The sequence below is a fragment of the Variovorax sp. ISS6 genome, assembly GCF_056523145.1.
Window position 1 is genome coordinate 5738915 of the sequence record NZ_JAWRZC010000001.1, and the last position, 16400, is coordinate 5755314.

At 69.2% G+C, this 16400-nt stretch carries 18 protein-coding genes; 7 read left to right on the forward strand and 11 right to left on the reverse strand.

Features of this window, described 5'->3' with window-relative positions; translation table 11 throughout:
* Window position 1 precedes the first annotated feature (1 nt).
* On the reverse strand, window positions 2–520 hold the full coding sequence (locus AC1HIL_RS26515) for a GNAT family N-acetyltransferase (RefSeq protein ID WP_057597824.1): 519 nt from the start codon (window positions 518–520) through the stop codon (window positions 2–4).
* Window positions 521–607: 87 nt separating this feature from the next.
* Here AC1HIL_RS26515 and AC1HIL_RS26520 point away from each other — a divergent pair, with 87 nt between their 5' ends.
* The 3 genes from AC1HIL_RS26520 to AC1HIL_RS26530 are packed head-to-tail and all read left to right on the forward strand — an operon-like array spanning window position 608 to window position 1345.
* Window positions 608–757, forward strand: coding sequence for a hypothetical protein (locus AC1HIL_RS26520; protein ID WP_261217866.1), 150 nt, complete (start codon window positions 608–610; stop codon window positions 755–757).
* A 10-nt stretch (window positions 758–767) separates the two neighbouring features.
* Window positions 768–1058 carry a VF530 family protein gene (locus AC1HIL_RS26525; protein WP_413762836.1) on the forward strand — a complete coding sequence of 97 codons (291 nt, stop codon included), beginning with the start codon at window positions 768–770 and terminating at the stop codon, window positions 1056–1058.
* Window positions 1055–1345, forward strand: a complete 291-nt coding sequence (locus tag AC1HIL_RS26530) for a 2Fe-2S iron-sulfur cluster-binding protein (RefSeq protein ID WP_296740244.1) — start codon at window positions 1055–1057, stop codon at window positions 1343–1345. Before AC1HIL_RS26525 ends, AC1HIL_RS26530 begins: the two co-directional genes overlap by 4 nt.
* 1 nt (window position 1346) lies before the next feature.
* Here AC1HIL_RS26530 and AC1HIL_RS26535 read toward each other — a convergent pair whose 3' ends face one another.
* Window positions 1347–2654, reverse strand: coding sequence for an MFS transporter (locus AC1HIL_RS26535; RefSeq protein ID WP_479670415.1), 1308 nt, complete (start codon window positions 2652–2654; stop codon window positions 1347–1349).
* A 76-nt stretch (window positions 2655–2730) separates the two neighbouring features.
* On the opposite strand from AC1HIL_RS26535, the gene AC1HIL_RS26540 reads away from it, so the two are divergent.
* Window positions 2731–3423, forward strand: coding sequence for an RluA family pseudouridine synthase (locus AC1HIL_RS26540; RefSeq protein WP_479670416.1), 693 nt, complete (start codon window positions 2731–2733; stop codon window positions 3421–3423).
* Window positions 3424–3468: 45 nt separating this feature from the next.
* Here AC1HIL_RS26540 and AC1HIL_RS26545 read toward each other — a convergent pair whose 3' ends face one another.
* The 6 genes from AC1HIL_RS26545 to egtB form a co-directional block, all read right to left on the reverse strand.
* Window positions 3469–3909: a universal stress protein gene (locus AC1HIL_RS26545; RefSeq protein WP_057597897.1), complete on the reverse strand. Its 441-nt coding sequence runs from the start codon at window positions 3907–3909 to the stop codon at window positions 3469–3471.
* A gap of 196 nt (window positions 3910–4105) precedes the next feature.
* Window positions 4106–4849, reverse strand: a complete 744-nt coding sequence (locus AC1HIL_RS26550; RefSeq protein WP_296789287.1) for a 2OG-Fe dioxygenase family protein — start codon at window positions 4847–4849, stop codon at window positions 4106–4108.
* Window positions 4846–5130 carry a DUF427 domain-containing protein gene (locus AC1HIL_RS26555; RefSeq protein ID WP_261217855.1) on the reverse strand — a complete coding sequence of 95 codons (285 nt, stop codon included), beginning with the start codon at window positions 5128–5130 and terminating at the stop codon, window positions 4846–4848. The genes AC1HIL_RS26550 and AC1HIL_RS26555 overlap by 4 nt, the downstream gene beginning before the upstream one ends.
* A gap of 677 nt (window positions 5131–5807) precedes the next feature.
* Window positions 5808–6959: an IS481 family transposase gene (locus tag AC1HIL_RS26560; protein WP_479670417.1), complete on the reverse strand. Its 1152-nt coding sequence runs from the start codon at window positions 6957–6959 to the stop codon at window positions 5808–5810.
* A gap of 166 nt (window positions 6960–7125) precedes the next feature.
* Complete coding sequence (gene egtD / locus AC1HIL_RS26565) at window positions 7126–8022, reverse strand: L-histidine N(alpha)-methyltransferase (RefSeq protein ID WP_261217884.1); 897 nt, start codon at window positions 8020–8022, stop codon at window positions 7126–7128.
* A 146-nt stretch (window positions 8023–8168) separates the two neighbouring features.
* Window positions 8169–9422, reverse strand: coding sequence for an ergothioneine biosynthesis protein EgtB (gene egtB, locus AC1HIL_RS26570; RefSeq protein WP_057596495.1), 1254 nt, complete (start codon window positions 9420–9422; stop codon window positions 8169–8171).
* A gap of 173 nt (window positions 9423–9595) precedes the next feature.
* Here egtB and AC1HIL_RS26575 point away from each other — a divergent pair, with 173 nt between their 5' ends.
* Together AC1HIL_RS26575 and AC1HIL_RS26580 are read left to right on the forward strand one after the other, a co-directional pair.
* Window positions 9596–10942, forward strand: a complete 1347-nt coding sequence (locus AC1HIL_RS26575) for an NAD(P)/FAD-dependent oxidoreductase (RefSeq protein WP_479670418.1) — start codon at window positions 9596–9598, stop codon at window positions 10940–10942.
* 25 nt (window positions 10943–10967) lie between these two features.
* Window positions 10968–11219, forward strand: a complete 252-nt coding sequence (locus AC1HIL_RS26580) for a hypothetical protein (protein WP_057596493.1) — start codon at window positions 10968–10970, stop codon at window positions 11217–11219.
* A 30-nt stretch (window positions 11220–11249) separates the two neighbouring features.
* Here the strand turns inward: AC1HIL_RS26580 and AC1HIL_RS26585 are convergent, their stop codons facing one another.
* The 3 genes from AC1HIL_RS26585 to AC1HIL_RS26595 all read right to left on the reverse strand — a co-directional run bounded on the left by AC1HIL_RS26585 (window position 11250) and on the right by AC1HIL_RS26595 (window position 15633).
* On the reverse strand, window positions 11250–13172 hold the full coding sequence (locus AC1HIL_RS26585) for a PhoX family protein (protein ID WP_261217848.1): 1923 nt from the start codon (window positions 13170–13172) through the stop codon (window positions 11250–11252).
* Between the two features lie 98 nt (window positions 13173–13270).
* Entirely contained in the window at window positions 13271–13798 is a 528-nt protein-coding gene (locus AC1HIL_RS26590; RefSeq protein ID WP_261217846.1) for a thermonuclease family protein, read from the reverse strand.
* A gap of 137 nt (window positions 13799–13935) precedes the next feature.
* Window positions 13936–15633: a long-chain fatty acid--CoA ligase gene (locus AC1HIL_RS26595; RefSeq protein WP_172705684.1), complete on the reverse strand. Its 1698-nt coding sequence runs from the start codon at window positions 15631–15633 to the stop codon at window positions 13936–13938.
* Window positions 15634–15920: 287 nt separating this feature from the next.
* On the opposite strand from AC1HIL_RS26595, the gene AC1HIL_RS26600 reads away from it, so the two are divergent.
* Window positions 15921–16361, forward strand: a complete 441-nt coding sequence (locus tag AC1HIL_RS26600) for an OsmC family protein (protein WP_479670419.1) — start codon at window positions 15921–15923, stop codon at window positions 16359–16361.
* Window positions 16362–16400: the final 39 nt, after the last annotated feature.

Consider the following 16400-nt stretch of genomic DNA (forward strand, 5'->3'; position numbering starts at 1 on the left):
GTCAGGCGACGTCGCGCTTGAGGCGGATCTCCTCGATCCGCACGCTGCCGAGCTGCGTGGTCTTGGCGGTCTTCATCTCGCGCTTGAAGCCGGCCAGCTCATGGAAGCGCATGGCGCGGTCGTTGCGGATCGGCACCCAGATGGTGACGGTGGTGCAGCCTTCTTCCTCGAGGCCTTCGCGCGCGGCGTCCCAGAGGGCGACGCCGATACCCTTGTCCCAATGCTCGGGACGCACGTAGAGGGCCCAGATCTCGCCCGCGGTGGACGGCGTCTTGGGGTCGCGCGAGCGGTCGAAGCCGACGAAGCCGACGACCTTGCCGTCGAGCTCGGCCACATGGACCTGCGGTTCGCTGAACTCGATGGCTTCGCGCCACTTGGCCTCGCGCGAGGCGAGCGCCAGCGCGCGCAGTTCCTCTTCGGGCAGGATGCCTTCGTAGGCGGCCTTGGCGGCGGCGGCGTGGACTTCTGCGATGGCCTTGGCATCGCGCATCGTGGCGGGGCGAACTTCGTGGTCGGACATGAATGCGGGAAAAACGGATGGAACCGCCTATTGTCGCCGCACCGCTAAACTCCCAGCCCATCACCGCAGCAGCTCAGGAGAAACCTCATGGCCAAGGGTCAGCAACGTTCCAACAAGGAAACCAAGAAACCGAAGAAGGACACCTCCCCGCCGAAGGCCCCGGCACTCGGCGGCGAGCCGGTGCGCGCGGTCGTCACCACGGCGGTGATCCCGCGCGGCAAGCTCAAGAACAAGTGATCCGCCACCCGTGAGCGACGCGCCGGCCTCGCCGCCCTCCCCCACCGCGCCCCCGGCCCAGCCGCGCAATCCGCTGCACGGGCTGACGCTCGAGGCCATCGTGACGGCGCTGCATGCGCACTACGGCTGGCAGCAGCTAGGCGAGCTGGTGCCGGTGCGCTGCTTCACGCACGAACCCAGCGTGGGTTCGAGCCTGCGCTTCCTGCGCAAGACGCCGTGGGCGCGCGAGAAGGTCGAGAGCCTCTACCTCTTCATGCTGCGCGAGCAGCGCCGCCAGGGCACCTCGACGCCGCGGCCATGAAGGTCCGCCTCGAGCCCTCGGGCCTGGTCTTCGAGACCGAGGCCGGCACCAGCGTGCTGAAGGCGGCCGAGGCAGCCGGCATCGAGATGCCGAGCTCGTGCCGCAACGGCACCTGCCGCACCTGCATCTGCCGATTGCTCGAGGGCGAGGCGCGCCACACCATCGAATGGCCCGGCCTGAGCGCCGAGGAAAAGGCCGAGCGCTGGATCCTGCCCTGCGTGGCCGAGGCACTCGGCGACATCGCGATCGACGCGCCGCAGGCCTTCTCGCTGTTCGACGACGCCTGACTCAGCCGCGCACGGCCGGCGCCGCCACCACCAGCCGGTCGCGCCGCGCCAGCGAGGGGAAGAGCCTGAACCAGGTCAGCGCGACCAGCATCGTGCCGACGCCGCCCACCACCACCGAGCCCACCGGCCCGAGCAGCGCCGCGGTGGCGCCCGACTCGAATTCGCCGAGCTGGTTGCTCGCACCGATGAAGATCGAGTTGACCGCGCTGACCCGCCCGCGCATGGCATCGGGCGTCTCGAGCTGCACCAGCGTCTGGCGGATCACCACGTTGACCATGTCGGCGCCGCCCGAGACCGCGAGCGCGACCAGCGAGACGATGAAGCTGCGCGAGAGGCCGAACACCACCATGCACAGGCCGAACAGCGCGATCGCCATCAGCAGCGCGCGGCCCACGCGGCGCTCGATCGGCCGGCGCGTGAGCGCGATCGACATCACGAGCGCGCCCACTGCCGGCGCGCCGCGCAACAGGCCCAGGCCCCAGGGGCCGGTGTGCAGGATGTCCTTGGCATAGATCGGCAGCAGCGCCACCGCGCCGCCCAGCAGCACCGCGAACAGGTCGAGCGAGACCGCGCCGAGCACCGGCTTGCGGTTCCAGATGAAGTTGACGCCCGCGAACACCGTGCCGAGCGTGACCGGCTCGCGCGCCTTGGGCACGTAGGCATAGCGCAGCCGCAGCACCAGCGCGCAGGCCACCACGAAGAACAGCACGCTCGCGCCGTAGACCACCGCCATGCCCGCCACGAACAGCAACCCGCCGAGCGCCGGCCCGCCGATGATCGCGCCCTGCATGCCGGCCGAGCTGAAGGCCATGGCGCGCGCCAGCATGGCCGGCGGCACCAGCATCGGCGTCAGCGCCTGCTGGGCCGGCATCTGGAACGCGCGCACCGCGCCCAGCACCAGCGACAGGCCCAGCAGCAGCGCACGGCTGTCCTGGCCGCGCAGCACCGCGAGCAGCAGCGCCAGCGCCACCAGCCCCTGCACCGCGAAGCAGGCCGCGACGATGCGCCCGCGGTGGTGGCGGTCCACCACGTGGCCCGCCAGCAGCGCCAGCAGCAGCGCCGGCACGAACTGGTAGAGCCCGACCAGGCCCAGGTCCCAGGCGCTGCCCGTCAGGTCGTACATGTGCCAGCCGATGGCCACCAGCAGCATCTGCGAGGCGGCGGTGCCGAACAGGCGTGCCACCCACATCTGCATGAACGGGCGTTCGCGCGTGAGGTCGGAAAAACTCGGTGGGGACGGCACCGCGACGGCGGCGGCATCGAGGGGAGAGGAAGCGGAGGCTGGGGAGCCAGTGGCGGGGCCGGACATCCGTCCGAGGATAGCCCACCCACCATGAGCCGCGCATGAGGGCCCGCGCGGCGCGCTTCTACACTCGGGCCCTCCCATGGTCCCCCCGCCCCCGCTGCAACCCGTTCACGAAGACGCCCGCCTGCTGGTGCTCGACAAGCCCGCCGGCCTGCTGTGCGTGCCCGGCCGCGGCGAGGACAAGCAGGACTGCCTGAGCGCGCGCGCCCAGCGCCAGTGGCCCGATGCACTGATCGTGCACCGGCTCGACATGGCGACCAGCGGCCTGGTGCTGATGGCGCGCGGCCTCGAGATGCAGCGCGCGTTGAGCGACGCCTTCGCCACGCGCCAGGTCGACAAGCGTTATGAAGCTGTCGTCGACGGCCTGCTGCCCACGGCACGAGAGTGGGCCAGCATCGACGCCCCGCTGATGGCCGACTGGCCGCGCCGCCCGCTGCAGAAGATCGACCCCGCCGGCAAGCCCAGCCTCACGCGCTGGCGCGCCCTGGGCGGCATCGACGGCGAGGCGCCCTGCAGCTACCTGCTGCTGGAGCCGCTCACCGGTCGCTCGCACCAGCTGCGCGTGCACCTCGCGTCGATCGGCCATCCGATCCTCGGCGATGCGCTCTACGGCAGTCCCGAGGTGCAGGCGCGCGCGCCGCGCCTGCTGCTGCATGCGAGCGCGCTGGGCTTCGAGCACCCGGCCACGCGCGAGCGCATGCGCTTCGCGAGCCGGCCCGATTTCGGGCCGCGCTTCGAGGCGTTGCGGGAGGCGGGAGAAGGCTCGGAGTGAGTGTCGGGAATCGGCGGGATTCGAAGCGGTGGCGCGGCGTTCTTCTCAGCCGCCCTTGACCACCAGCACCGGCACCATCGAGTCCTGCAGCACGCGCTGCGTCACGCTGCCGAGCAGCAGCTTCTCGATGCCGCTGCGGCCGTGCGAGCCCATCACGATCAGGTCGGCCGCGATGGCGATGGCCGTGTCCACGATGCCTTCGTGCACCACGTGGCCGTCGATCACGCGCTGGTCGCTGTGCAGGCCTTCGGCCGCCAGCGCGGCCACGCCGCGCGCGAGTGCCGCATTGGCGCTCGAGGTGGCCGCGGCGAGGTACTCGTTCTGGCCGAGCGCATAGTCCGCGCCCACGCCGATGAAGGGGTAGTTGTCGATCACGTGGATCAGGGTGATGCGGCTTCCGAAGGCCAGCGCCAATCCGCTGGCCTTGCTGACCGCGAGCATGGAAGTTTCGGAGCCGTCGATGGGGACCAGGATGTGATTGAACATGGCGGACCTCGCTTTCTTCGTTCGCAGGCAGACAGGGTCCAGTCCACGGGCCGTATGAGATGGCCGAAGACCGGGCCCCGAATTTAACCGCAAGGCCGCGACACAACTGTAGGACGCCTCCCAGCCAGGGAAATCGCGGATACCGCGCTCGCGCGGCCCGCGTCCGCAGGCCGCGCGGTGCCTCGCGGCGCGGGTTTCAGTCGCCCTGAAAACCCTGGGCGCGGCAGGTGATCACCAGCGTATCGCGCCAGCCCGTGCCGTTCTCCTCGAGCGGCTGGATCGGCGTCGATTCGTGGATCACGCGCGCATCGTCGAGCAGCAGCAGCGTCCACGGCTCGGTCATGGTGAAGCGCTCGCCGCGCCGCCCGTTGGCCTCGAACACGCGCGTCTCGCCGCCCTTGATGTCGTGGCGGCCCACCAGCGCCACCGCCACCAGGTCCACGCCGTCGCGGTGCGCGCCCTCGGGCGTGGGCCGGCCGATGCCGCCCGCGGTGTCGATGCGGAACTGGTGCGCCTCCACGTACCAGCGCTGCGCGCCGCGCAGCTGGCTCGCCGCTTCGCCGAGTCGCACGATCAACCGCTGCCAGGCCGGCTGCGCGATCGTGGCCGCGAGCATCGGCGCGAACCAGCGCTGCATGCCGCCATGCAGCGCGTTGTATTCGACCGGCTGCCAGTGCGCGCGGCGCGGCACCTGCTGCATCGCCTCGCCGTCGACGGTGAAGCATTCGTGGCGCCGCGTGCGGTAGCGGCCGCCGTCCTTCAGGTATTCGTCGGGCGGAAGATCGTTCCAGTCGGCATGCAGCGCCTCGAGCTGCGCGACCGGCAGGCCGAGCCAGTCGCCCACGGCCTGGGGACCGAGCACCGCGTAGCCCTGGTCGCGCAATGCGGCCGGCAGTTCCGCGGGGTGGATGAAGGGTGGATCGAAGGCCGGGGTGGTCACGACGCCGTGACCTTCACGTCTTTCCAGAACGCGACGCGGTCGCGGACCATGTCGGCCTCGGGCTTGGGGTCGGCGTAGTACCAGGCGGCGTCGGTGTTGAGTTCGCCGTTGACCAGCAGCGAGTAGTAGCTCGCGGTGCCCTTCCAGGGACAGGTGGTCTTGTGGTTGCTGAAGGTCACGACGTCGCGGTTGAGCGACGAGATGGGGAAATAGTGGTTGCCCTCGACGAGGACGGTGTCGTCGCTTTCGGCGATGGTGGCGCCGTTCCAGGTGGCTTTCATTTGGGTTTGGGTCTCCGACTGAAGGGATTTGTTTGGCCGGAGGGGTATTGTGACTGTTTGGTTTCTGGTGTTTTGTTGGGGTGGTTTTTGGGTTGCTCTTCTTGCTGAGGCTGTTGGCCGGGTCTCGCCCCGGCGGGCGAGTCACTTTCTCTTGTCTCGCCAAGAGAAAGTAACCAAAGAGAAGGCGACCCCACTGTCTGTGTCCCTCCGCTTCGCTACGGGCAACCTGCGGTGCTCGGAGAAAGCGGGGGTCCGCAGAACTCGCTGCGCTGCGCTCCGCTCAGACAGCTGCGGCCCTGATCCCGCTTTCCCCTGCGCTCCTCGGCACAGCCAGAGGGGATGAGGGTCAACGCGCCATGGCGCGTCCTTGTGTGGGGCGGTGAGGGTGCAAAGGCCCTGGGTCTTCTTCCACCTGGGCCGAGCGCAGCGATGGCCCGACCCACCCCCTCTGGCTGCGCCGAGGAGCGCAGCGTTTCGCGGATAAGGGCTCGCAGCTGTTTGAGCGAAGCGAGTTCTGCGAGACCCCGCGAAACGCGAGCACCGCAGGTTGCCCGTAGCGAAGCGGAGGGTCGCAGACAGTGGGGTCGCCTTTTCTTTGGTTACTTTCTTTTGGCGAAGTGTATGGACCGGGGACCTGGGTAACAGGTGTGCGCGGACATGGGAAACACGTTGTCAGGTTAAGGCTTCGTGGGGATCGATTTCAAGTCGATCTGCATGAATGGGTGGTGGCAGAACAGCACGTTGAAGCGCCCGTCGTGCGCGGGATCTGCCCGGAACGCGATGGGCAGCTTGAGCAGGCAGTTGGGTACCTTGAGCCTGTGGCCTCGGAAGTTGGCTTCCCCGTTGTGCTTGACGGCGACCACCGTGTCGCCGCGCTCGTACTCGATGGGCGGCAAGTGCTTCGGATAGGGTCTTGGGCTGACCGTATAGCGCTTGGCCGGGGTGAGCAGACCCAGCGCATCGTGCGGGCGCTCATGGTTGTAGATGCCGCGCCAGCGCTCGAAGGCTGCCTGGGCCTGGTTCAGATCGCTGAAGCTGCGTCCTGCGAGCAGTTCGGCCTTCAACGAGCGATGGAAGCGCTCGATCTTGCCGTTGGTCTGTGGGTGGTACGGCGCGCTGTGGCTGACGCGGATGCCCAGCCTGATGAGCCACACGCTCAGCTCGGACAGGCCGTGCTCGGGCTGGCGCGGAGCGCCCCAAGGCGCACCGTTGTCGGAGTTGATGCGAACCGGCAGCCCATAGCGGCTGAAGGCCTGCACCAGGTGGGGGCGAACGCTATCTATGCCCACGCTCGCACAGGCCTTCAGGGCCAGGTTGAAGCGGGAATGGTCGTCCAGCAGGGTCAGGGGATAGCAACGAGCCGTGGCCATGCCGAAGTCGCCCTTGAAGTCGATCTGCCACAAGGCGTTGGGGTGTTCGTGCTCGAAGCGATGCCAGTGTTCGCTGGCCAAGCTGGCCTCGGGCGTGATGAGCCCGTGGCGATGCAGGATGTTGGTCACGGTGCTGGGGGCGGGAACGTCGCTCATGCCCAAGTCGGCCAGTCGGCGGGCGATCTTGCGCCCGCCCCAGGTGGGGTGTGCGTGGCGCAGTTCGATGACGGCCTGCTCGAGGTCGTGAGGGCTGCGCGTGGGCGAGTTCAGCGGCCGCGTGCTGCGAGGCGTACATGCCTGGGCGATACCCTGCTGCGCATAGCGCTTGAGCAGCGCATAGCCGGTCTTGGGGCTGATGCCGAATCGCCGGCACAGCTCACGCCGATTGGCGCCGTCTTGCAGGGCCAGCTCTACGAACTCTCGCTTGGTGTCCATCAGGTCTCTCGGCTGCCAGGGCATAGGGCACTTCCTCGGGCGTATCGACCCAGAAAGTGTTTCCTATGTCCGCGCACACCTGTTACCCAGGTCCCCGGTCCATACAGCGAAGCAAAAGAAAGTGACTCGCCCGCCGGGGCGAAATCCCGGCCCCTGCCTCAGCAAGAAAAGGACCTTCAAAAAGGGACCGTCAAGCCCCCAACCAATGCACGCTGAACAACCTCTCCGAATCCACCCAAACCGCCCCCGGCCGAAACCCCGCCTTCACAGCCAAGGCACGAAACCCATCCACAGTGAACTTGTGCGAGTACTCCGTATGAATGGTCTCCCCTTCCTCGAACCCAAACGACTCCCCATTCACTGAAACGCTCTGAGCCCGCCGACTCACCAGATGCATCTCGATCCGTCGCAAAGGCGCATTGAAGAACGCCGCATGCGTGAACCCATCGAGATCGAAGTCCGCATCCAGTTCAGCATTGGCCCGCCGCAGCAGATTGAGATTGAACGCCGCAGTCACCCCTTGCGCATCGTTGTAGGCCGCATGCAACCGCGCCGGATCCTTCACCAGATCCACCCCGATCAGCATCCCCCCACCACGCAACATGCGGGCCGCCAACTGCAAGAAAGCCAGCGCCTCGTCAGGCTCGAAGTTCCCCAACGTAGACCCCGGAAAGAACCCCACCCGTCGCCCCGCCCCGGGCATCGGCGCAGGCAACACCAGCGGCATCGTGTAGTCGGCTGCAATCGGCTGCACGGCCAACTCCGGATAGTCCGCACGCAACCGCGCGGCAGCCCCTTCCAGATACTCGCCCGAGATATCGATAGGCAGATAACGCTTCGGCGACTCGAGCGCATCGAGCAGCAAGCGTATCTTGGTCAACGACCCCGCCCCGAACTCCACGATCTCCGCATTCGGCCCGATCTGCTTCGCGATCTCCCCCGCGCATTCGCCGAGGATGCGCAGCTCGGTGCGCGTCGGGTAGTACTCGGGCAGATCGCAGATCTGATCGAACAGCTGCGACCCGACGACGTCATAGAAGAATTTCGGCGAGATGCTGCGCGGCGTGCGCGCCAGCCCCGCCTGCATCTCGCGCGCGAACTCGGACAGCGGAGCAGAAGCAGCGGGCGCCACGACGGCAGGACGCTTCTTCGCCGAGAACGGCAACGAAGAAGACGAGGAAGAAGCAGCAGCAGTCGAAGCTGCCGCGGGAATGGGAGCGAATGGGCGCATGGTCAGAGATCCTTCGCGAGCCGCAGGCCGGTGAATTGCCAGCGCGCGGCCGGCGGGAAGAAGTTGCGATAGCTGGGGCGCGCATGGCCTTCGGGCGTGGCCACGCTGCCGCCGCGCAGCACGAGCTGGCCCACCATGAACTTGCCGTTGTATTCGGCCGCGACGCCGGGCAGCGGCTTGAAGCCCGGATAGGGGTCGTACGAGGAACGCGTCCATTGCCACACATGGCCGGTCATCTGCGAGATGCCCTCGGCGCCGAACGCAGCCTCCCACTCGAACTCGGTCGGCAACCGCGCGCCGGCCCACTCGGCATACGCGGCGGCCTCGTAGAAACTCAGTTGCGATACCGGCGCCTCGGGCTCGATCGGCCGCACGCCGTGCAGGCCGAACACATGCCAGCCGCCGGCATTGGCCGACGAGGCGCCCAGGCGCGGATCGTCGGGCGCGAGCCAGTAGGCCGGATGGCACCAGCCCTGCGACTGCACCGCGGCCCAGCCGTCGGACAGCCACAGCTCGGGCCGCCGATAGCCGCCATCGGCGATGAACTGGGCATAGTCGCCGCAGCTCACGAGCCGGTCGGCGATCGCATGCGGCTGCAGCAGCGCGCGATGGCGCGGGGTCTCGTTGTCGAACGAGAAGCCCGCGCCGTCATGGCCGATGTCGACCAGGCCGCCCTCGTGCGGCAGCCAGCGCACGGCGGGCGGCACCGCGGCCAGCCGCAGCGCGGGGCCGCCGGCGGGCTTGTAGGCGGGCAGCAATGGGTTGCACGACAGCGCATGCAGGATGTCGGTGAGCAACAGCTCCTGGTGCTGCTGCTCGTGGTTCAGGCCCAGCGTGACGATGGGCTCGAGCGCGGCCCATGCGGCCCCGGCTTCGTCGCTGTCGAGGAAGGCCAGCACGGCCGCGTCGACATGACGGCGGTAGGCATGCACCTCGTCGAGCGAAGGCCGCGTGAGCAGGCCGCGCTGCGGGCGCGGATGACGCGGGCCCAGGGCCTCGTAGTAGGAATTGAAAAGGTAATGTAAACGCCTGTCGAAGGGCTGGTAGCCGCTGGCATGCGGCTGCAGCAGCACGGTTTCGAAGAACCAGGTGGTGTGCGCGAGATGCCACTTGGTCGGGCTCGCGTCGGGCATCGACTGGATGCACTGGTCTTCGGCGGAAAGCGGTGCGGCAAGCGCGAGGCTGGCGGCGCGCACGGAGCGGAACTGCTCTCGCACGGTGCCGGCTGCCGGCGTGATCGGCCGGGAAAGCGTCATGGGATCTCCAGTCGCGGGTCAACGAAGTTTGTAGCCGATGCTTCCGCCGGCGGCGCGTAGGACAAGGGCCCGCCCCCTGGCGCAGGCTGTCCCTCCTCGCGCCATCCGACGGCGGGTCGGCCACTTTGGCACAAGATGGCTTCGCGTGCAGGGCGCTGCGTATCATCCGTTCGATGCAAACGACCAACTCCCCAGGCCGCCCGCGCGTCGTCATCGTCGGCTGCGGTTTCGGCGGGCTCGAAGCGGCTCGCAAGCTGCAAGGCGCCGATGTCGACGTGACGGTGATCGACCGCACCAACCACCACCTGTTCCAGCCGCTGCTCTACCAGGTGGCGACCGCCGGGCTGGCGGCGCCGTCGATCGCGGCGCCGGTGCGCGGGCTGTTCCGCGGCCAGGCCAACATCACCTCCCTGCTCGGCGAGGTCACGGCCATCGATCCGGCCGCGCGCACGGTGCGCATGGCCGACGGCAACCCCGTGCCCTACGACCACCTGATCGTCGCGGCCGGTGCCACCCACAGCTATTTCGGGCACGACGAGTGGTCGGCCAATGCGCCGGGCCTCAAGACCCTGGCCGATGCCTTCGAGATCCGCCGCCGCGTGCTGCTGTCCTTCGAGACCGCCGAGCTCACGACCGACGAACAGCACCGCCGCGCGCTGCTGACCTTCGTGGTGATCGGCGCCGGGCCCACGGGCGTGGAGATGGCGGGCACGCTGGCCGAGATCGCCAAGCACACGCTGGCGGGCGAGTTCCGCCACATCGATCCGGCGAGCGCGCAGGTGCTGCTGGTGGAAGGCGGGCCGCGCGTGCTGCAGGCGATGCCCGAGGGCCTGAGCCAGAAGGCGCTCGAGCAGCTCGAGAAGCTCGGCGTCGAGGTACGGCTCAACGCGCGCGTGACCGCGATCGACGAAACCGGCCTCGAGGTGCAGACCGGCGGCGGCGCCGACGGCACGCCCGCGCAGAGCTATCGCATCGACAGCAGTTGCGTGGTGTGGGCCGCGGGCGTGGCGGCCTCGCCGCTCGGGCGCATGCTCGGCAGCGCCACCGGCGTCGAATGCGATCGCGCGGGCCGCATCAAGGTCGAGCCCGACCTGAGCCTCGCGGGCCATCCCGAGATCAGCGTGGTCGGCGACCTCGCGGCCGCGATGAGCCATGCGCCCGGCAAGGCGCCGCGGCCGGTGCCCGGCGTGTCGCCCGGCGCCAAGCAGGCCGGGCGCGCCGCGGCCGCCAACATCCTGCGCCGCATCGCGGGCCAGCCCACGCAGGCCTTCCGCTACCGCGACTACGGCAACCTCGCGACCATCGGCCGCAACTCGGCCGTGGTCGACCTGGGCACGCCCTTCGGCGCGCTGCGCTTCAGCGGCCGCCTCGCGTGGCTGTTCTGGCTGTTCGCGCACGCGTACTTCCTGATCGGCTTTCGCAACCGCATCGTGGTGATGATGGACTGGGCCAGCGCCTACTGGAGCTTCCAGCGCAATGCGCGCGTGGTGGCCGACGTGAACGGCCGCAGCGAATCCTGAGCCGCGCCGCCACCGGAGGTCCCGCATGTCGCTGCTGTCCTGGATCGCGCTGCACGCCCTCATGGCACTGTTCTGGCTCTGGATCCTGCGCTGGGGCGGCGCGCACTGGCTCGAGGGCAGCTTCGCCTCCGGCTTCCTCGTGAGCATCTTCGCGCCGCGCTGGAGCGAGGAAGGCCTGCGCATGTTCGCGCTGCTGATGCTGATCGTGTGCGGCATCAGCTTCGTGCTCGGGCTGTTCATGCCCGGGCTGCGCTGCTGGTACGGCGGCGCCTGCTGAGCGCCGCCGTCCGCTCTCGGCTGCGGGCGCTCAGGTCCCGACCACGCCGCCGTCGTTCTTCGTGATCGCCACCGTCGCCGAGCGCGGCCGGCCCGCGCCGTCGGGCCACTTCGACACCGCGAGCGGACGCTCGGGATCGCTGCGCTCGTTGGCCGGCTCGCCCGGATGCTGGATGTTGATGAACAGCGTGCGCAGGTCGGGCGTGGCCGTGAGGCCGGTGATCTCGCAGCCGGCCGGGCCGAGCAGGAAGCGGCGGATCTCGCCCTGGGTCGGATCGCAGGCCAGCATCTGGTTGTTCGGCAGGTTGGCGTACTCGCCCTTGCCGAGCGTGGAGGTCGAGACGTCGGTCTGGATCCACAGCACGCCGCGCGCATCGACCATCAGGCCGTCGGGGCTGCCGAAGGCGTCGCCCTTGACGTTGCCCTGCGCTTCCCAGCGCGACTGCTTCGGGTCGCCCGCGAGCACCAGGTGGTTCCACGCGAACCTGGTGCCGTCGAGGTCGCCCTGCTCCTTCCAGCGGATGATCTGGCCCATGGTGTTGTTGGAGCGCGGATTGGCCGCATCCATGAACGGCTGGCCGGCACCGCCGCGGTTGCTGTTGTTGGTCAGCGTGCAGTAGACCTCCTTGGTCAGCGGATCGACGGTGGTCCACTCCGGGCGGTCCATCCTGGTCGCGCCCAGCAGGTCGCTGGCCTGGCGCGACTTGATCAGCACGTCGCCCTGGCTCGCGAAGCCCTTGTCGGCCACGAGCCCGTTCTTGCCCTGCACCAGCGGCAGCCATTCGCCGCTGCCGTCGACGTCGAAGCGCGCCACGTAGAGCGTGCCGTGGTCGAGCAGCTCGCGGTTGGCGGCCGCGCCGCCGGGCTTCACCGCGTCGCGGCTCACGAACTTGTAGATGTACTCGAAGCGCGAGTCCTCGCCCATGTAGATGACGGCGCGGCCGTCGGCGGTCAGCGCGGTGGCCGCGCCCTCGTGCGCGGCGCGACCCAGCGCGGTGCGCTTGCGCGGCGTGGAAGCCGGGTCCCGCGGATCGATCTCCACCACCCAGCCGTAGCGATTGGGCTCGTTCGGGTTCTTCGCCACGTCGAAGCGCGGCTCGTGCTCGTGCCAGCGGTACTTGGCGCCGTTGCCCTTGCGGATGCCCCAGCGCTTCTGGTGCGCGTCGGGCGACTCGGGGCCCTCGAAGTAGTCGGCGAAGTTCTCCTCGCAGGTCAGGTAGGTGCCCCAGGGCGTCTGGCCGTTCGCACAGTTGTTGAAGGTGCCGAGCACCTGCGTGCCGCCGGGGTCGGCCGCCGTGCGCAGCATCGGATGGCCGGCGGCCGGGCCGCTCAGCGTCATCGGCGTGAGCGCGGTCACGCGGCGCGCGAAGCGCGAGGGCAGCAGCTGCGACCACTTCGCGCCGTCGCGCTGCAGCTCGATCACCGACACGCCATGCGCGTTCATCGACTTGCGCACCTTCTCGCGGGTCCAGGTCTTCATGCCGTCGGTGTGCAGCAGGCCGTCGTCGACGTACTCGTGGTTCAGCACCAGCAGGCCGCGGTTCGAGCCCTCGAGCGGGAAGAAGGCCATGCCGTCATGGTGCATGCCGGCCTGCAGCGCCTGGTCGTCGGCCGAGTTGGAGCCGTCGGTCCTGAAGGCGGGCATGCTGCCCGCGACGCCGGTCGGATCGCCCCAGCGGTAGAGCACCTGCGCGCTGTAGCCCTCGGGCACCACCACCTGGTCGACCGCGGCCATCGCGATGCCCTTGAAGCCGATCGCGCGGCCCAGGCCGGCAACCGCGCCACCGCCGCCGGCGGCGGTCGAGGCACAGCCCGCGAGCGGGCCGAACAGCCCCGCCACCGCGGCCGCGAGGCCGCCGCGCACGAGCACGCGGCGCGCCGGATCGGACACCTCGTGGATCGTGGGGTTGGCGCTGGGGTTGGAGTCCTCCATCCGGTCGAAATTCTTGGCCATGTCGTCGTTCTCTGCGCTGCGTCGGTTGCAAGAACCCCGGATGCTCTGCGCGCCGCATGAATCTCGCGTGACATGGGCCGCGCCCGACCCGAAGGCACTCAGAACGACGAGAAGAAGTTGTCGCTCCAATGCGATTCGCGTCGCTGCCGGCGCCACTCCCAGGGCGGCGTGGGCTTGGTGTCTGCCCACAGCCCGGCGCGCTGCGCGCGGGCGCCGTCCTGCAGCCGGAACAGGTCGCCGCCGCGCTTGCTCGCGATGCCGTGGTAGTCGTAGACCCAGGCCCAGCCCTCCGACACCATGCGCCGGCCCGCGTCCTCGCCGTTGCACGACACGTCGGCCACGGTGCGGCCGTAGCGGTCGGTGTCGCGCGCGGTGATCTGCGCCTTCTCCGCATAGCACAGCCGGCTCAGCGCCTGGCGGCTGCGCTGGCCGTAGGGCTGCGCCTTCTCGGGCGCGTCGATGGCGGCGATGCGCACCTTGACCTGTTCGTAGGCGCCGCTGCGGCCGCAGCGCGCGGTCAGCGTGTCGCCGTCGCTGACGCCGACGACGAGGCAATTGCGGGAGGAAGCGGCCGAGGCCAGCAGGGGAAAGGCGAGGAGGACGGGAAGGAGTGCGCGCGGGTGCATGAAGAAGGAAGACGGGTCGCAAGCGGCGACGACGCATCGAGGCTAAGGGATTCCCGCGCCGCCCGCGCCCGGTACACAGACTTTTTCCTTCCCGTGCCCGCCCGCCGCCCGCACCGCGGGGCGCGGGCCCCGAAGGCTCAGGCGTTCTCGGCTTCCTGCAACAGGCGCCACATGACCTTGCCGCTGCCGCTCTTGGGCAGTGCGTCGACGAACTGCACCTGGCGCGGGATCTTGTAGACCGCCATGTTCTCGCGGCACCAGTCGATGATCTGCTGCGCGGTCGTGTCCTTGTGGGTGGGTCGCAGCACCACCACGGCCTTGACCGATTCGCCGCGGTAGGCGTCCTTGGTCGAGATCACGCAGGCTTCCTGGATCGCCGGGTGGCGGAACATCAGCAGTTCGACCTCGGCCGGCCAGACCTTGAAGCCGCTGGCGTTGATCATGCGCTTCAAGCGGTCGGTGATGAAGAAGTAGCCCTCCTCGTCCATGCGGCCCATGTCGCCCGAGCGGAAGAAGCGCTTGCCCTCGAACTCGACGAAGGCCGCGGCCGTGGCCTCGGGCCGCTTCCAGTAGCCCTGGAACACCTCGGGGCCATGGATGATGATCTCGCCCGATTCGCCCGGCGGCAGTTCCTTCAGCGTGTCGGGGTCGACCACGCGCGCATCGGTGCTCATGAACGGGATGCCCAGGCACTGCTGCTTGGGATGGTCGGCCGGGTTCGAGTGCGAGGGCGCGGCCGTCTCGGTGAGGCCGTAGCCTTCCTGGTACTTGAGGCCGAACTGGTCCTGCAGCCGCTGCGCCACCGCCTGCGGCATGGCCGCGCCGCCGCCGCCGATGTAGCTGAGGCTCGAGAGGTCGTAGCTCGCGAAGTGCGGGCTCGCCATGAGGTCGATCACCATGGTCGGGATGTTGGTCCAGCTCGAGACCTTCCAGCGCGAGATCAGGCGCCCGGCCACGTCGCGGTCCCAGCGCGGCATGATGACCAGCGTGGCGGCCGCGAGGATCGCGGTGTGCATCATGCTGACCACGCCGGTGATGTGGAACATCGGCACCACGGCCAGCACCACCACCTCGGAATGCGCGCAGCCCCACAGCACGCCCGACAGGGCGTTGTGCATCAGGCTCGAATGGTGGTGGATGCAGCCCTTGGGCAGGCCGGTGGTGCCGCTGGTGTAGGGCAGCAGCGCCATGTCGTTGGCGCCCACCACGTGCTCGGGCACCGGGTGGCTGCTCTCGAGCGCCTCGGTCCAGGCCATGACCTCGCCGCCGGCCAGCGCGGGCAGCGGATGGCGGGTGCCGAGCCAGTCGACCCAGGCGGGCGCGGGCGCGTCGTCGCCGGTCACGCCGGGATCGAAGGCGTCGGTGAACTGGGTCACGATCAGCCTCGACAGGCGTTCGCCCTCGGGCAGCGCGTCGCTGGCCTTGGCCAGCTCGGCGGCCAGGTCGCCGGTGGTGATCGCCACCTTGGCATCGGCGTCGGTGATGTAGTGCTTGAGCTCCTCGGCCCGGTTCATCGGGTTGACCGGCACCACCACGGCATTGGCGCGCAGGATCGCGAAATGCGCGATCACCAGCTGCGGGCAGTTCTGCATGTCGAGCAGCACGCGGTCGCCGCGCTTCACGCCCAGCGCGTGCAAGGTGCCGGCCAGGCGCTCGACCTGGCTCGCCAGCTCGCGGTAGCTGGTGACGCGGCCGAAGAACACCAGGGCGTTGTTGTCGGGGTAGCGCTCGGCGGCGGTCTTGAGGTTGTGCCAGAGCGACACCGCGGGCACGGTGATCGAATGCGGCAGGCGTTTGGGCCAGAACTTGTGATGCGGGCGTTGTTCCAGGGTCATGGCAGGCGGGCGGAAGGGAATGGGAAATCCGGGGCGGGGCGCCTCCGGCCGGAATGCCGGGCGCGCGGGCCGCACGCCAGCCTAAGCCGAGCGCGGCGCCGCTCCCATCGGGGAAGCCCCCGGAGCGTCACCTTGGCGACGCCCTTTTTTCTACGTCGCCCGATCGCGGCCCGTCGAAACGGCCGGGGCGACAGCGCCCGCGACTACAGACGCTGCGCCCGGTTTCGGCGATACCCGGGGCTTCGCATCCCGTTCACCCATCCACCGACCACCGAAGGAGCATCTCCATGGCAGCAGAAAAGCACGCGAGCGTTCACTGGGAAGGCGCCGGCAAGACCGGCAAGGGCCAGGTCAGCACCGAGACCGGCGCGCTCAAGGACTACCCCTATGGCTTCGCCAGCCGTTTCGAGGACGACCGGCGCGGCACCAACCCCGAGGAGATCGTCGGCGCCGCGCACGCGGCCTGCTTCACGATGGCCTTCGCTTTCGCGCTCGAGAAGGAAGGCCTGGCCGCCACCAGGATCGACACCCGCGCGGCCGTGCGCCTGGCCAAGGATGGCGAGGGCTTCAAGATCGACCGCATCGCGCTCGAGCTCGACGCCGCCGTGCCCAACCTCGACGAGGCGAAGTTCCAGCAGATCGCTGCAGCCGCCAAGGCCGGCTGCCCGCTGTCGAAGGCGCTCGCGAGCGTGCCCGAGATCACGCTGAAGGCGACGCTGGCCGGCTGAGCGCCTTGCCTATGATCGCCTCCTCACCAAGAACGAGGA

Coding starts and splice junctions, on each gene's coding strand:
- AC1HIL_RS26515 (WP_057597824.1), bottom strand. CDS start 520: ATGTCCGACCACGAAGTTCGCCCCGCCACGATGCGCGATGCCAAGGCC.
- AC1HIL_RS26520 (WP_261217866.1), top strand. CDS start 608: ATGGCCAAGGGTCAGCAACGTTCCAACAAGGAAACCAAGAAACCGAAG.
- AC1HIL_RS26530 (WP_296740244.1), top strand. CDS start 1,055: ATGAAGGTCCGCCTCGAGCCCTCGGGCCTGGTCTTCGAGACCGAGGCC.
- AC1HIL_RS26535 (WP_479670415.1), bottom strand. CDS start 2,654: ATGTCCGGCCCCGCCACTGGCTCCCCAGCCTCCGCTTCCTCTCCCCTC.
- AC1HIL_RS26540 (WP_479670416.1), top strand. CDS start 2,731: ATGGTCCCCCCGCCCCCGCTGCAACCCGTTCACGAAGACGCCCGCCTG.
- AC1HIL_RS26545 (WP_057597897.1), bottom strand. CDS start 3,909: ATGTTCAATCACATCCTGGTCCCCATCGACGGCTCCGAAACTTCCATG.
- AC1HIL_RS26555 (WP_261217855.1), bottom strand. CDS start 5,130: ATGAAAGCCACCTGGAACGGCGCCACCATCGCCGAAAGCGACGACACC.
- AC1HIL_RS26560 (WP_479670417.1), bottom strand. CDS start 6,959: ATGCCCTGGCAGCCGAGAGACCTGATGGACACCAAGCGAGAGTTCGTA.
- egtD (WP_261217884.1), bottom strand. CDS start 8,022: ATGCAGGCGGGGCTGGCGCGCACGCCGCGCAGCATCTCGCCGAAATTC.
- egtB (WP_057596495.1), bottom strand. CDS start 9,422: ATGACGCTTTCCCGGCCGATCACGCCGGCAGCCGGCACCGTGCGAGAG.
- AC1HIL_RS26575 (WP_479670418.1), top strand. CDS start 9,596: ATGCAAACGACCAACTCCCCAGGCCGCCCGCGCGTCGTCATCGTCGGC.
- AC1HIL_RS26580 (WP_057596493.1), top strand. CDS start 10,968: ATGTCGCTGCTGTCCTGGATCGCGCTGCACGCCCTCATGGCACTGTTC.
- AC1HIL_RS26585 (WP_261217848.1), bottom strand. CDS start 13,172: ATGGCCAAGAATTTCGACCGGATGGAGGACTCCAACCCCAGCGCCAAC.
- AC1HIL_RS26590 (WP_261217846.1), bottom strand. CDS start 13,798: ATGCACCCGCGCGCACTCCTTCCCGTCCTCCTCGCCTTTCCCCTGCTG.
- AC1HIL_RS26595 (WP_172705684.1), bottom strand. CDS start 15,633: ATGACCCTGGAACAACGCCCGCATCACAAGTTCTGGCCCAAACGCCTG.
- AC1HIL_RS26600 (WP_479670419.1), top strand. CDS start 15,921: ATGGCAGCAGAAAAGCACGCGAGCGTTCACTGGGAAGGCGCCGGCAAG.